Raw genomic sequence first — 13,277 nt, 5'->3', positions numbered from 1 at the left:
ACGGGGAAGCGCTCCCAGCCGAGAAAATCTGGGAGTGTCTACGTCACAGATTCTGGGGGAGCGCGTCCGCATTCTGGCAGATGAGTTCCTGGCCGTTCCAACCACGTCCTACCAACAGCGCAGCCTGGAGGCTGCGCTGTCGATGTTCCTGGACACTGCCACCAAAACGGCGTTGCACCGCGCTGAGTTGGTCAGCAAAAGTGCGCTGAGCCGCCTCCTGAACGAGTACCCCTGGGATACGGCACAGGGTTGGGCCATCTTGCAGCGCGCCCAGTGGGACGCGCTGCTTGTCGCGGCCCGACGAAAACACCGCCCACTCCTGCGGCTGAGTGTCGACCTGACCAGCATCGAAAAAAAGGGCAGCACGCTGCCCTTCGTTCGCGTCTACAACGAGGTTCACGGCATCCATCTGGTCGTGTTGTTCGCCGAATACGGAGCGGTGAAGTTTCCCGTGGGGTACCGGGTCTACCGGGGCAAGGGGACAGCGACCCCAGTGACTCTGGCACGAGAACTTCTGCGAACCGTCCCAGACGCGATCCGTCGTCGATTCCGGATTCGCGTGTTAGCAGACAGCGGATTCGAATCCGCTGTCTTCCTGGATGAAGTCAGGCAGCTGGGCTTCGAGTTTGTGGTGGGCGTTCGGTCAACCCGGCGGACGATGCACCCAGGCGAGGTCACGGTGGCTGACTGTCCGCATGGAGGCTACATCGAATTGAAGAACTGGCCGCATGACCCGCTGGTGCTGGGTCGCGTCGACCGTGGAGACCGGGTGTTTCACGCGGTTTCTTCGGAACTGATGGAAGGCGACGAGGTGGTCGCCGAGGGGGCAAAGCGGTGGAGTGAGGAATCGTTCTTCAAGGAGGGCAAGCACCAGTTTGGTCTGGCGCAGTTCGCATTGCGAACTGCTGTGGGCCTGGATCGCTGGGTCCTGCTGGTGTTCCTGGCCTGGACACTGGCCATCCTGCACCGAGAGACCGGGATGACCCTGGAGGCGTGTGCTGCTCTGGCACTGATGACGGTCATGCCAGACGTTCATTTGAACCGCCTGCTCCTGACGTTCAGCAGAAACTCGGAATTTCTCCGCCAGCACGGCTATTCACTGCGCTATGCGAGGTGCAACTCCTGAGTTTGCCCTGGAACGTCAGGGCGTGCGGTTCGTGATTCACGCCGTCGGGCCAATCTGGCGCGGCGGCGGGCAGGGCGAGGCGGAGTTGCTGGCCGGGGCCTACCAAGGGAGCCTGCGACTGGCCGTAGCGCACGGCTGCGACTCGGTGGCCCTGCCCGCCCTCAGCACCGGGGTGTACGGCTACCCGCTGCCCCAGGCCGCCGAGGTCACTGTACGGACGATTCATGCCTTCCTGGCCGAGCATCCTGGCCTCACCGTGCGGCTGGTGTTGCATGGGGAGGGGGCAGTACGGGCGTTCCGGGAGGCAGAGGCCGCGTGGGGTGGGGAGAGCCGCGCATAACTTGACCTCCCGCGCATACCACGCTATAGTTTTCGACATCACCGCCCCAAGTGGGCGGTTTTTTCATGGCTCGGCCCGCCATCCGGCGTATGGCACCCGCCGCCACTGCCCTCTAGGCTGCTGCATGGCCCCGAGCTTTGTCCGTCCGCCTCGCCTTCTGCCCGGTTCACAGGTGGCGGCCCTCAGTCTGTCGAGCGGCTTCGTCACCGAGGTGATGGGCCGCTACCACGCCGGGGTGCGGCAGGTCGCCGCCGAGTTCGGCTGGGAGGTGGTGCCCGCCCCCAATGCGCTGCGCGGCCCCGAGTACCTGGACCGCAACCCGCAGGCCCGCGCTGACGACCTGCACTGGGCGCTCCAGAACCCCGACATTCACGGCCTGGTCAGCATCATCGGCGGGGACGACTCGGTGCGGCTGCTGCCTTTCCTCGACCTGGACCTGATTCGTGCCCATCCCAAGGCCTTCCTGGGCTACAGTGACGCGACGATCACCCTGAACCAGTTCCTGCGGGCGGGCGTGATGGCCTACCACGGCCCCGCGCTGCTGACTGACCTCGCGGAGAACGGCGGAATGCATCCCTTTGTCGTGGAGGGCGTGCGGCGGGCGCTGGTGGAGGGACCACGTCCCTTCGACCTCATGCCCGCGCCGGAGTGGACGCAGGCCCGCATGGACTGGGCGGACGAGGGGGCGCAGGCGGTGCGCCGCCCCCTTCAGCCCGGCGACGGCTGGGTCTGGCTTCAGGGCGAGCGAGCCGCCGAGGGGCACCTGATGGGCGGGTGCCTGGAGGTGCTGGACATGCTGAACGGCACTCCGGGGTGGCCCGCGCCCGACCTCTGGCACGGTGCCGTTCTCGCGCTGGAGACGAGCAACGACGTGCCCCCGCCCCGTCAGGTGGGGTACTGGCTGCGGAACTACGCCGCGCAGGGCCTCCTGGCCGGGGCCGCCGGGCTGCTGCTGGCCCGCCCACGCGACTACACGCCTCAGATGGTGGAGGAGCTGTACGGCTGGGTGCGCCGGGTGCTGCGCGAGGCGGGGCGGGAAGACCTCCCGGTGGTGGCGAACGTGGATTTCGGGCACACCAGCCCTCAGCTCACGCTGCCGCTGGGGGGCCGGGCGCGGCTGGACCCGGCGGCAGGGCGGGTCACGGTGTTTCCCTGAACGGCGGCTATCATGGCGCGGTGCGACTGCTGGTCCTCTCTGACATCCACGCCAACGCCCCCGCGCTGGAGGCGGTGCTGGCGGATGCGGGGCGCAGAGGGTACGACCGCGCCGTGATGCTGGGCGACGCCCTGGGCTACGGGGCGCACCCGGCGGAGGTGCTGGCCCGGTTGCGCGACTCGGGGGCCGAGTGCATCCGGGGCAACCACGAGCAGATGGGCCTCGACCTCGTGGCGCGGCGCGGAGTCTGGCTGCCCGGCAGCGCGGGCGTGGTGGGCGCGGCGCTGGCGTGGCAGTTCGGTCAGTTGGGCGCCGGGGACCTCGCCTGGGTCGCGTCCTGGCCCGACGGGCGGGAAGACCCGGCGCTGGGCGTGCTGTTCCGCCACGGCACCCCCCTGAGCCTGGATACCTACACCGACTCGGTGACCGCCGCGCGGGACGCCTTCGCGGGCTGGAGCGGGCGGCTGGCCTTCGTGGGGCACACCCATATCCCCGGCGTGTACGCGGCGCTGAATGCCCCGGTAGGCGAGTGGATCAAGTTTCAGGGCCTGAGTGCGGGGGGAACCTTCCCCCTAGCCCCCGGTGTCCGCGCCCTGTGCAATCCCGGCAGCGTGGGCCAGCCGCGCGACGGCGATCCCCGCGCCAGCTACGCCCTCTTCGACGCCGGGCGGCAGACGTTCGAGGTGATCCGGGTGCCCTATCCGGTGGAGGCCGCGCAGACCGCCATTCTGGAGGCCGGGTTGCCCCCGGTGCTCGCGGCGCGGCTGGCGCTGGGACGGTGAGGCGAATGATGGGGGAGAGGGCGAGGAGACCGGGAGGCCGGGCCGGGGCGTTCTCGCCCAGCCCATGACCCTCCCCGCCGCCCTCCTCCACGGCCCGCTGCTCGAACAGACGGGGGGCTTCGCGGGCAATGCCCTGCTGCTCACCGGCCCGGCGCGGGTGGGCAAGCGGGCGCTGGCGCTGGCGGTTGCGGGGGGGCAGAACTGCTCGGGCACGCGCGGCATGTACGGCGAGGGCTGCGGGGCGTGCCCGTCGTGCCGGGCGCTGGCGGCGGGAGCGCACCCCGACGTGCTGGTCGTGGAGCCGCGCACCACCACGAGCACGGGCAAGGCCGCGCGGCGCAAGGTCATTCCAGTGGGCGCGGTGCTCTCGGCCCGCGACAAGGCGCACGAGTACGAGACGCATGTCTTCGAGTTTCTGGAGGTCCGCCCCACCTTCCACCGCCGGGTGGTGGTCGTGGACGGGGCCGAGCACCTGGGGCCGGAAGCCGCCAACGCCCTGCTCAAGCTGGTCGAGGAACCGCCGCACGGGGCGCTGTTCGTCTTCCTGGCCGAGGACCGCCGCTCGGTCCTGCCCACCATCCAGAGCCGCAGCGCCCGGCTGGACGTGGCCCCGGCCCCTGACCGCGCCATCGAGCGCGGCCTGGCGGGGCTGGGCGAGGAGGCCGACCCGGCGCTCGTCGCCTTCGCGGCGGGCCGGGCCGGGGTGCTGGAGGCGCGGGAGGCCGTGCGGGCGGCCCTCGCGGACGCCGCCGAGTTCAGCGGGGCGTTGGAGGAGGGCCTGCTGACCGCCCTCGAAGCCGCCGAGCGCCTGGAAAAACGCTGGGACGCGACCTGGCACCCGGAGGCCCTGCGCTTCGCGTGGCGGGACCGCTCCGCGCACGGGCGTGCCCGCGCGGACAGCGCCCTGGAGGCCCTGCAAGGGGCGCTGGAAGCCTATGCCAGCCCCAGCCTGAGCTTTCAGGTGTTCGCCCTGCGGCTGCGCGAGGCCTTCGGGCTGGAAGCCTAGCCGTAGACTCCTGACCATGATTCAGCCGAGGCAACATGGTGCGGCCCGCGTCTGGTCCCTGTCCACGGGTCCCCTCCAGGAAAACGCGGTGCTGGTGGCCGGAGCGGGGCACGAGGGCTTCCTCTTCGATCCCGGCGACGACGCGGCGCGGATTCTGGCGCTGGTGCGCGAGTCGGGTGTCAGGGTGCGCGGCATCCTGCTCACGCACGCGCACTTTGACCACATCGGGGCGGTGCAGCCCGTCCGGGAGGCACTGGGAGTCCCCGTGTGGCTGCATCCCGCCGACCTCCCGCTCTACCGCCTGGGCGCGGCGTCGGCGGCCCGCTGGAACCTGCCCTTCATCCAGCCGGAGGCGCCGGAGCACGAGATCAGAGGCGGGCAGACCTTCACGGCGGGCGACCTGACGCTGACGGCGCGGGAGCTGCCGGGGCACGCGCCGGGGCATGTGGTGTTTGTTGGGGATGGCTTCGTCGTGGCCGGGGACACCCTCTTTCAGGGGAGCATCGGGCGCACCGATCTGCCCGGTGGGAACCACGCACAGCTTCTGGACGGGATCGCGCGGGAGCTGCTGAGTCTGCCGGACGAGACGGCGGTCTACCCGGGCCACGGCCCGGCGACCACCGTGGGGGCCGAGCGGCGCACCAACCCCTTTTTGCGGTGAGGGCCAGGGGTACCCTGAAGCCATGAGCCTGCCTGTCCGTTCGGAGGCGGGGCCGTGACGCCCAGCACCGTGCCCGCCTCACCGTTGCCGCTGGGCGCCCTGACCGACCGCGACTACTCCACCAACACCGCCAACGCCCTGATTCACCTCTACCGGGCCGAGGTCGGCAAGATGACCGCCTACCGCCAGCGCCTCGACATGACGACCAACTGGTCGGTCGTGACGACGGCGGGCCTGGCGTCCTTTGCGCTGGGCGACGTGAACAACTCGCACGCCACGTTCCTGTTCGCCATGGGCATGAACTACTTTTTCCTGCGGCTGGAGGCCCGGCGCTTCCGGACCTTCGAGATCGCCCACCACCGGGTGCGAATCATGGAGCGTTTTTTCTATCCCGCGATGCTGGGCGACCGGGTGGACGCCGGGTGGCACCAGCTCCTGCTGGCCGAACTCGCCAAACCCCGCTCCCCCATGACCCGCGCCGACGCGCTGGGCTGGCGGCTGAACCGCAACTACCTGTGGATTTACGCGGCGGTCCTGATCGCCTGGCTTGCCAAGCTCGACCTGTCCATGCCCAAGGGCTGGATCCTGGAGTTTCCCGACGCCTTCTCCCTGGCCGACATCGGCAACTTTCCCGGCTGGATGGTGTTTCTGGGGGTGGCCGTCTTCTACGGGTTCCTGATTTCGCTGGCGGTGCGGGCCGCCCGGACCTACCCGCTGGAAGAGGGCTGACGCTGCGCCCGCACCTGCCCCTCGCGCCAGAGCTGCACCCCGGCGAGCAGCAGGACCTGGGCCGGGAGGCTCCAGAGGTAGAGCCGGGGCCGCCGCAGGGCCAGGACCACCCCCAGGGCCAGGAGTTGTGTGCTGAGGCCCAGGTTCACCGCCACCCAGCTGATCGTGGCAGGCGTGTAGGCGAGGCGGTGGGCGGGGGTGGGTTCGCCGCCCACCGCCGAGCGCAGCCGCGCCTCGAACAGCGCCCCCAGCACGCGCTCCTGCGGGGTGAAATACACCGCGTAGACCCTCCGCAGCAGTCCCAGCAGCCGGGGGTCATCTCCCGCCTGCGCGGGTGGGTCACGGAACACTTCGCCCCGTGCCCCCCGGTGGTCGCGCTCCCACAGGTAGTCGGTGGTCAGAATCAGGCTCAGCAGCAGGGTCAGCGACGGCCCCCAGCGGCCCGCCAGCCCGGTCAGCACGGCGGCGTTGGCGAGCACGTCCATCTCCGAGTCGAGATAGCGCCCCGTCTCGGTGGTCTGCCCGGTCGCGCGGGCGAGCTGCCCGTCAAGATTGTCCAGCACGGTCTTGGCCTGAAGCAGCAGGGCCGGAGTCAAGTGATGCCCGCGCCGCAGCAACCCCCCAGCCAAGAGGCCCACCGCCGTGTGCGTCAGCACCACATGCAGCGGGTTGACCCGGCGCCGCGCCAGGGGAGGCACCAGCCGCTCGGCGAGGGGCCGGAAGACCGCCTCGGCGGCCCACTCACGGGCGGGGCGGGCCTTGCCGTGGGTCATGGGGGAAGCTTACCGCCGCCCGCCCCCACCGCGCGGGGGACTTTTCTTGACGCCCGCATAGCGGTTGCGCTCGCGGCGGCGCTGGGTGCGGGCCGCCGACTGCTGCCGGGTGCCCGCCGGGGTCCGTCCGGCGAGGCGGCGCGGAATGAAGGTATCCACCGTCAGGAAGCGGAAGAGCGGGATGTACAGCAGCAGCACGAACAGCAGCGTGCCCCAAGCGGTGTCGAGGTACCGCCCCAGCCCCGCCAGCCGCAGCAGCCCCGAGAGCAGGGTCGCCACCACCGTAAAGAGCGCCACCCGGATCAGCAGCCGCCCCAGCTTGCGCCCGGTGAACCCCGGCTCGGGGTCCGGGGTCATCAGCCAGCGCCAGAGTTTCAAACTTCGTCCCCCTCCGGAGTCGCGGGCCGGGCCGCCGCGCCCACGGTGATGCGGTCGCGGAAGGCCGTCAGCTCGGGCCAGTCACGCTGCCCGGCGTCCACGTCCACCACCAGCGCGGGCTTATGCGTCTGCTCCGCCAGCCGCTCCAGCGCCGTCCGCGCCGCGCCGTCACGGGCGGGGGCGGCCAGGATGACGCCGCGCACCGCGCTCTTGCCGTCCAGCAGCTTGAGGGACCCGTACAGTTCCTTGTCGCCCGCCGGGGCCGTGGCCGCCCGCTCCATCCGCTCGCCTCTGGCGGCCACCTGCGAGGGGGGCAACTCGGGCGAGGTGATCGGGTGCAGGCCCAGGTCCTCCAGCGCCGCCCGCAGGCCCGCCCCCAGGTCGGGGTCCCCCAGCAGCGCCCGCGGGCCGACCACGGCGACCGTGACCCGCGAGGCGCGGCTCAGCGCGGGCATGTCCTCACGCGGGGCCACCCCCAGCGGCTTGACCCGTTCCAGCGCCAGCCGCACCCGGCCAGGGTTGCGGGTGAGCCGCTGGCCCAGGTCGGTCGCGGCGGCGACCATCTCCGGCCCGCCGTCGGGAAGCGCCTGCATGAGCGGCAGCCCGCTGAGGCGCCGCGAGAGCAGGTCCGGCAGCGCCTCGCCCCAGGCGTCTCCCCGCAGCGGCGGCGTCTGCGGCAGCAGCACGAGGTCCACCCGCCCCAGCGCGAGCACCCGCCCCAGCACCTGCTGCACCTGCACCGGGGCGTCCGGCAGGCTCTCGCGGCCCAGCGCGAATGCCTCGGCAGCGGGCAGGTCCGGCGTGACGACCTCGACCCCGAGTTCTTTCAGGAACGCGGCCCAGTACCGCCCGTAGCGCGCCCCCAGCGTATCCAGCAGACCGACCTTCATCGCCCGGCAGTGTACCCCCCCCCGCCTCCCCACTGCGCGTATCCTCCAGGGCATGACCGCCCGCCCCGGCCCCGGCCCCGACCTGCCCGCCGCCCTGCGCCGCGTGCTGCCCGCCGCCCGCTGGGAGCCGGTCACCGACGGCCACAGCGGCGCGGGCGTGTGGCGCAGCCAGAAGTACGTCGTCAAGGTGCAGGAGCGCGGCGGTCTGCCCGTCTCCACCCTGCTTCAGGAACGCGAGCGCCTGCGCTGGCTGGCGGGCCGGGTGCCGGTACCTGCGGTCGTGGGCTACGAGGCCACCCCCACCCACGAGTTCCTCGCCATGACCCGGCTGCCCGGCATCCCCATGAGCCACCCCGACGCCCTGCTGCACCCCGAGCGGGTGGTAGACCTGCTCGCCCGTGCCCTGCGCGAGCTGCACGCCCTGCCCGTGCGCGACTGCCCCTTCACCATGACCCTGCCTGTCACCCTGCGCCTCGCCCGCGAACGGGTGGAGGCGGGGATGGTAGACGAGTCGGACTTTGACGACGAACGCCAGGGCTGGACGGCGGCCCGTGTCTGGAACGACCTCGTCCGCACCCGGCCGGGGGAGGAGGACGTGGTGGTGACCCACGGTGACCCCTGCCTGCCCAACCTGATTCTGAACGGCGAGTACGTGGAGGGCTTCGTGGACGTGGGCCGCATGGGGCTGGCCGACCGCCACGCCGACCTCGCCCTGACGCACCGCAGCCTGATCCATAACCTGAGCCGGGACCACGCCGAACGCTTCCTGGACCTCTATGGCCGGGCGCTGGTGGACGAACGCAAGCTCGCCTATTACTGCCTGCTGGACGAACTGTTCTAGTCCGCTCAGAGGGCAAAGTCCCCTCCCCGCCGTGCTCTACTGGCCCCCGTGCGTGCCCTCTCCGAGTTCGTGACCCGTCGCCCCTGGCTGGTGCTCTCACTCTGGGGGCTGCTCGCGCTGCTGAGCGCCTACCCGGCCTCGCTCGCGCCCCGGAACCTCAGCGCCGACCCCGGTGGCCTGGCCGACGCCGAGAGCACCCGCGTCACGGCCCTGCTGCGCGAACGCTTCGGGGAGGAGGACACGAACACCGCCCTCCTCGTCACCCGTCACGACCCGCCGCTGACCACCCCGGCGGGGCAGGCCGCCTACGACCGCCTGCTGAGCGGGCTGGAGGACGTGCCCGGCGTGACCCGCGTCCTCGCCGCCGGATCGCAGGGGGCCGTGCCCACGGTGAGCGAGGACGGCCGCCTCTCCCTGACCGTCGCGCAGATTCCGCTGGAAGAGGGCGCGACCGAGACGCTGGCCCGCGTACGGGTCTACGCCGACCGTGCGGAGGCGACCGGAGGCGGGCTGGACGTGCGGGTGACCGGGGGGCAGGCCATCGCGGACGACTTCACCGAGTTCGCCGAGTCGGACACCAAGCGCAGCGAGTTCGCGGCGCTGCCCCTGACAGCGCTCGTTCTGCTGGGCGTGTTCGGGGCGCTGGTGGCGACCGGCCTCCCGCTGATGGTGGGCGTCCTCAGCATCACGGTGGCGATGGCGGGCGTGTACGGCCTCACCCGCGTCACCGAGGTCAGCACCTTCGCCCAGAGCGTCATCACGATGCTGGGGCTGGGGGCGGGCATTGACTACGCCCTGCTGATGGTCAGCCGCTTCCGCGAGGAGCTGGCGCGGGACGGGGATTCGCGGGCCGCCGCCGCCCGCACGGTGCTCACCGCCGGGCGCAGCGTGCTGTTCAGCGGCTTGACCGTCGCCATTGCGATGGCCGCCCTCGTGCTGCCGCCCATCGCCTTCGTACGTTCGATGGGACTGGGTGGGGTGCTGGCCGTCCTGCTGACCGTCCTCGCCAGCGTGACCGCCCTGCCCGCCCTGCTGGCCCTGCTGGGCGAGCGGGTGAACAGCCCGCGCCTCCTGCGCTTTCCCTGGGCACAGAACGCGGGTGCGTCGGCGGCGTGGACCGCGCTGGCCCGCCGGGTCACGGCCCGGCCCGGCCTCGCCGCGCTGCTCAGCACGCTGTTCCTGCTGCTGCTGGCCCTCCCCGCCCTGAACATGAAAACGGGCTACGCGGGCGCCTGGGGCCTGACTCCTGGCGTGGAAAGCCGCGACGCCCTGGCCGACGTGCGCGACCTCGGCGCGGGCGGGCTCCTCAGCCAGTTCGAGGTGATTCTGGACCTGGAGGGTGAACGTTACGGCCCCGACGACCGAGCCCGCTTTCAGGCGGTCGTAGAGGACCTGCGGGCGCTGCCGGGCGTGCAGACCGTCATCAGTCCCTTCCTGACGCCCGCCGACCTCGCCGGAGACGCGGGCGGCGGCGGGACGGACGCGCTCGCCGCCCTCAGCCTGCTGACCTCCCGCTCCTTCAGCGAGGACCGCACGCTGTTGCGGGTGACCGTCGTGCCGGACGCCTACCTGCGGGCCGACCAGATTGACCCGTTCGAGGCGGGGCTGCGCGGGGTGCTGGAGGCTTCCGGCTTCCGCTTCCTGCTGGGGGGCGCTCCGGTGGGCGAGCGCGAGTTCAGCCGGGCGCTGACGGACGCGCTGCCTGCCGCTGTCCTGACCGTCTTCGCGGCGACCTTCGTGCTGCTGATGGTGGCGTTTCGCAGCCTGCTCGTGCCTCTCAAGAGCCTGCTGATGAACACGCTGACGGTGGGCGCGGCCTACGGGGTGGTGACCCTGGTGGTGCAGGGCGGCTTCCTCGCCGGGCCGCTGGGCATCCCCGACGACGTGGGGGTGCTGGATTCCAGCCTCCCCCTGATCCTCTTCGCCGTGCTGTTTGGCCTCAGCATGGACTACGAGATTTTCCTGCTTTCCCGCGTGCAGGAGGAGGTCTTGCGCGGTCACCCCAACGACGAGGCGGTCGTACTCGCGGTGGGCCGCACCGCCCGCATCATCACCTCGGCGGCGCTGATCATGTTCATCGTCTTCGCGGCCTTTATCGCTGGACGCGTCGTGGCGAACAAAAGTATCGGTCTGGGGCTGGCGGTCGCGGTGGCGCTCGACGCCACGCTGGTGCGCCTCGTCCTCGTGCCCGCTTTCCTGAAGCTCGCCGGGCGCTGGAACTGGTGGCTGCCGGGCTGGCTCGGCCGCCTGCTGCCCCGGCTGCGGCTGGAGCACTGAAGCTGAAGCCAGAGGACTCCTCTCCCACGGGGAGACTGGTACAGCCGCTTGCGGAGGGACCTCGCGCAGCGAGGGGGTGAGGGGCCTCTCCTACCCGTTCCGCTGAACGACCGTCCCCTCCGTCTCGATGGGCAGGTCCAGCACCCGCCCGGTCAGGCCGTGCCCCTCCATCACCCCCCGCAGAAAGGCGTGGAGCGGCTCCGTCCCCTCCCGCGTGTCGTGGAAGCACAGGACGGTCGGCCCCGCCCCGCTGAGGGCCGCTCCGAGTGCGCCATGCCCGGTCGCGCCCTCCAGAATGTCGCTCAGGCCGGGAACCAGCGGCGCCCGCCAGCTCTGGTGCAGGCGGTCCTGCACCGCGTGGGGAAGCAGCTCCAGCCGTCCCTGCGCGAGCGCGGCGGCCAGCAGCGCGGCGTGAGAGAGGGCATGGACCGCGTCTGCCCGGCTGTACTCGCCCGGCAGCACCCCCCGCGCCTTGCTCGTGGACAGCTCGAAGTCGGGAATCAGCACGGTGACCCCCAGGTGCGGGGGTGGGTCCAGCCGGACATGGTGGGTGCCGAGCTTGTCCAGCGTGGCGACCACGATGCCCCCCAGCAGCGCGGGGGCCACGTTGTCGGGGTGGCCCTCCTCGTAGGCGGCGAGGTCGAGCACCTCCGCGCCGTTCAGGGGCCGCCCCAGCAGCTCGTTTCCGGCGACAATTCCTGCCACGAGGGCGGCGGCGCTGCTGCCCAGCCCCCGCGCCAGGGGCACTTCCGTCTGGATTTCGATTCGGGCGGGTGGCAAGTCGCATGCAGCCTGCCTCGCCGCCAAAAGCATCGCCTGGTAGACGTAATTGCTCTCGTCGGCGGGCGTCCCGGCCAGTTCCGGCCCCAGCGGCATCACCTCGGTCACGGCCTGCGGCGTCACGGTCAACGTCGTGAAAAGGGGCAGGCTCAGCCCCAGGCTGTCGAACCCCGGCCCCAGGTTGGCGCTGCTCGCTGGGGCACGGACGGTGAAGGGAGTCCCCCCGGCCTTCCTCAAAGAATGCGCTCCAGCACATGTTCCAGACTGGCCTGAACCGCCTGGGGAGCCTCCACTGCCCGCAGCGCGGCGTCGGGGTCCTTTAGCCCGTTGCCCGTCAGGACCGCCACCACCGTCTGCCCCGGCGTGAGCTGGCCCGCCGCGTGCCGCTTGAGCAGCCCCGCGACCGGAGCGGCACTCGCCGGTTCGCAGAACACGCCCTCCCGCGCCACGAGGTTGTACGCGTGCATGATCTCGTCGTCGCTCACCATGTCCAGCAGCCCGCCCGACTCGCGCACCGCTGCCCGCGCGAGGTCCGCACTCGCCGGGTTGCCGATCCGGATGGCCGTCGCCAGCGTCTGCGGCTCGTCCACGATGGCGTCGCGGACCAGGGGCGCGGCGCCCTCCGCCTGAAAGCCCCACATCTGCGGCAGCCCCGCGCTCTGCCCCGCCGCGTGGTACTCCCGGAAACCCATCCAATACGCGCTGATGTTGCCCGCATTCCCGACCGGGATGGCGAGCACGTCGGGCGACTGCCCCAGCACGTCCACGATCTCAAAGGCGGCCGTCTTCTGTCCCTGCAGGCGGTAGGGGTTCACCGAGTTCACGAGCGCGATGGGATGCTCGGCGCTGATCTGCCGCACCAGCCGCAGCGCCGCGTCGAAGTTGCCGTTCACGGCCACGACCTCGGCCCCGTAGGCGACCGCCTGCGCGAGCTTGCCCAGCGCGATGTTCCCGTCCGGAATCAGCACCACGCAGCGCAGCCCCGCCCGAGCCGCATAGGCTGCCGCTGCCGCGCTGGTGTTCCCGGTGCTCGCGCAGATCACCGTGTCGGCTCCGTCCTCGACCGCCTTGGCGACTGCCATGACCATGCCCCGGTCCTTGAAGCTGCCCGTCGGATTCAGCCCCTCGTATTTCAGATAGAGCTGCACCCCCAGCCGTTCACTCAGGCGCGGCGCGGGGATCAGCGGCGTATTCCCCTCGTGCAGACTCAGGGCGGGCGTGCGGTCGGTCACGGGCAGGTACTCGCGGTAGCGTTCCAGCAGTCCAGGCATAGGGGCGTCTCCTCCGGCGGCCGCCTTCCGGCAGCCATCTCCGAGCATCCTAGCGGCCGCCAGGGGGTGGCCAGCACCGTTGTTTGAAGGGGGAACTCCCTGTGCCCAGCCCTGAAGATGAGGCGCAAAAAGCTATTTTTACGCCCCAAATTTAGGCCAGATTCGTGCCCTCTCCATCTGGTCTTGGGCTGCCCTTGAGAACGTAGTCTGCATGACACTGTGTGCCTCCGTCCGGTCTCATTGTGCAATCACAACTAAGCACGAGAG

14 protein-coding genes are annotated in these 13,277 nt (G+C 71.2%); 9 read left to right on the top strand and 5 right to left on the bottom strand.

The window, feature by feature from the left end; genetic code table 11:
• Positions 1 to 34: 34 nt before the first annotated feature.
• The 7 genes from C3K08_RS13595 to C3K08_RS13565 all read left to right on the top strand — a co-directional run bounded on the left by C3K08_RS13595 (position 35) and on the right by C3K08_RS13565 (position 5,800).
• Positions 35 to 1,126 carry a transposase gene (locus C3K08_RS13595; RefSeq protein WP_102128614.1) on the top strand — a complete coding sequence of 364 codons (1,092 nt, stop codon included), beginning with the start codon at positions 35 to 37 and terminating at the stop codon, positions 1,124 to 1,126.
• On the top strand, positions 1,107 to 1,466 hold the full coding sequence (locus C3K08_RS13590; RefSeq protein ID WP_104991774.1) for a macro domain-containing protein: 360 nt from the start codon (positions 1,107 to 1,109) through the stop codon (positions 1,464 to 1,466). The genes C3K08_RS13595 and C3K08_RS13590 overlap by 20 nt, the downstream gene beginning before the upstream one ends.
• A 124-nt stretch (positions 1,467 to 1,590) precedes the next feature.
• Positions 1,591 to 2,622 carry a S66 peptidase family protein gene (locus C3K08_RS13585; protein ID WP_104991773.1) on the top strand — a complete coding sequence of 344 codons (1,032 nt, stop codon included), beginning with the start codon at positions 1,591 to 1,593 and terminating at the stop codon, positions 2,620 to 2,622.
• Between the two features lie 20 nt (positions 2,623 to 2,642).
• Entirely contained in the window at positions 2,643 to 3,404 is a 762-nt protein-coding gene (locus tag C3K08_RS13580) for a metallophosphoesterase (protein ID WP_104991772.1), read from the top strand.
• Between the two features lie 64 nt (positions 3,405 to 3,468).
• Positions 3,469 to 4,410 (top strand): DNA polymerase III subunit delta', encoded by a 942-nt coding sequence (locus C3K08_RS13575; protein WP_104991771.1) that lies wholly within the window; start codon positions 3,469 to 3,471, stop codon positions 4,408 to 4,410.
• Positions 4,411 to 4,426: 16 nt separating this feature from the next.
• A complete protein-coding gene (locus tag C3K08_RS13570) occupies positions 4,427 to 5,071 on the top strand; it encodes an MBL fold metallo-hydrolase (protein ID WP_199776945.1) in 645 nt (214 codons plus the stop codon).
• Positions 5,072 to 5,125: 54 nt separating this feature from the next.
• The gene (locus tag C3K08_RS13565) at positions 5,126 to 5,800 is read left to right on the top strand and encodes a DUF2270 domain-containing protein (protein ID WP_104991769.1); all 675 of its coding nucleotides are present in this window, start codon (positions 5,126 to 5,128) and stop codon (positions 5,798 to 5,800) included.
• Here C3K08_RS13565 and C3K08_RS13560 read toward each other — a convergent pair.
• From C3K08_RS13560 to C3K08_RS13550, 3 genes are read right to left on the bottom strand one after another with little or no spacing between them, the layout of a single operon-like run.
• Positions 5,779 to 6,573, bottom strand: a complete 795-nt coding sequence (locus C3K08_RS13560) for a CDP-alcohol phosphatidyltransferase family protein (protein WP_104991768.1) — start codon at positions 6,571 to 6,573, stop codon at positions 5,779 to 5,781. The genes C3K08_RS13565 and C3K08_RS13560 overlap by 22 nt on opposite strands.
• A 9-nt stretch (positions 6,574 to 6,582) precedes the next feature.
• Positions 6,583 to 6,951, bottom strand: a complete 369-nt coding sequence (locus C3K08_RS13555) for a hypothetical protein (RefSeq protein WP_104991767.1) — start codon at positions 6,949 to 6,951, stop codon at positions 6,583 to 6,585.
• Positions 6,948 to 7,841, bottom strand: coding sequence for a hypothetical protein (locus C3K08_RS13550; protein WP_104991766.1), 894 nt, complete (start codon positions 7,839 to 7,841; stop codon positions 6,948 to 6,950). The genes C3K08_RS13555 and C3K08_RS13550 overlap by 4 nt, the downstream gene beginning before the upstream one ends.
• Positions 7,842 to 7,893: 52 nt before the next feature.
• Between C3K08_RS13550 and C3K08_RS13545 the strand changes: the two genes are divergently transcribed.
• The gene (locus tag C3K08_RS13545) at positions 7,894 to 8,682 is read left to right on the top strand and encodes an APH(3') family aminoglycoside O-phosphotransferase (RefSeq protein ID WP_104991765.1); all 789 of its coding nucleotides are present in this window, start codon (positions 7,894 to 7,896) and stop codon (positions 8,680 to 8,682) included.
• A 48-nt stretch (positions 8,683 to 8,730) separates the two neighbouring features.
• Positions 8,731 to 10,959 (top strand): MMPL family transporter, encoded by a 2,229-nt coding sequence (locus tag C3K08_RS13540; protein ID WP_104991764.1) that lies wholly within the window; start codon positions 8,731 to 8,733, stop codon positions 10,957 to 10,959.
• A 90-nt stretch (positions 10,960 to 11,049) separates the two neighbouring features.
• Here the strand turns inward: C3K08_RS13540 and thrB are convergent, their stop codons facing one another.
• Entirely contained in the window at positions 11,050 to 11,976 is a 927-nt protein-coding gene (thrB, locus tag C3K08_RS13535) for a homoserine kinase (RefSeq protein WP_104991763.1), read from the bottom strand.
• Positions 11,973 to 13,010: a threonine synthase gene (thrC, locus tag C3K08_RS13530; protein ID WP_104991762.1), complete on the bottom strand. Its 1,038-nt coding sequence runs from the start codon at positions 13,008 to 13,010 to the stop codon at positions 11,973 to 11,975. The genes thrB and thrC overlap by 4 nt, the downstream gene beginning before the upstream one ends.
• Positions 13,011 to 13,277 lie beyond the last annotated feature (267 nt).

This window comes from Deinococcus sp. NW-56 (assembly GCF_002953415.1).
Lineage (GTDB): Bacteria > Deinococcota > Deinococci > Deinococcales > Deinococcaceae > Deinococcus.
Note: the sequence above shows the minus strand (reverse complement) of the source record. Positions and strands in the feature narration are given on the sequence as shown.

Coding starts and splice junctions, on each gene's coding strand:
- C3K08_RS13590 (WP_104991774.1), top strand. CDS start 1,107: ATGCGAGGTGCAACTCCTGAGTTTGCCCTGGAACGTCAGGGCGTGCGG.
- C3K08_RS13585 (WP_104991773.1), top strand. CDS start 1,591: ATGGCCCCGAGCTTTGTCCGTCCGCCTCGCCTTCTGCCCGGTTCACAG.
- C3K08_RS13575 (WP_104991771.1), top strand. CDS start 3,469: ATGACCCTCCCCGCCGCCCTCCTCCACGGCCCGCTGCTCGAACAGACG.
- C3K08_RS13570 (WP_199776945.1), top strand. CDS start 4,427: ATGATTCAGCCGAGGCAACATGGTGCGGCCCGCGTCTGGTCCCTGTCC.
- C3K08_RS13560 (WP_104991768.1), bottom strand. CDS start 6,573: ATGACCCACGGCAAGGCCCGCCCCGCCCGTGAGTGGGCCGCCGAGGCG.
- C3K08_RS13550 (WP_104991766.1), bottom strand. CDS start 7,841: ATGAAGGTCGGTCTGCTGGATACGCTGGGGGCGCGCTACGGGCGGTAC.
- C3K08_RS13545 (WP_104991765.1), top strand. CDS start 7,894: ATGACCGCCCGCCCCGGCCCCGGCCCCGACCTGCCCGCCGCCCTGCGC.
- thrC (WP_104991762.1), bottom strand. CDS start 13,010: ATGCCTGGACTGCTGGAACGCTACCGCGAGTACCTGCCCGTGACCGAC.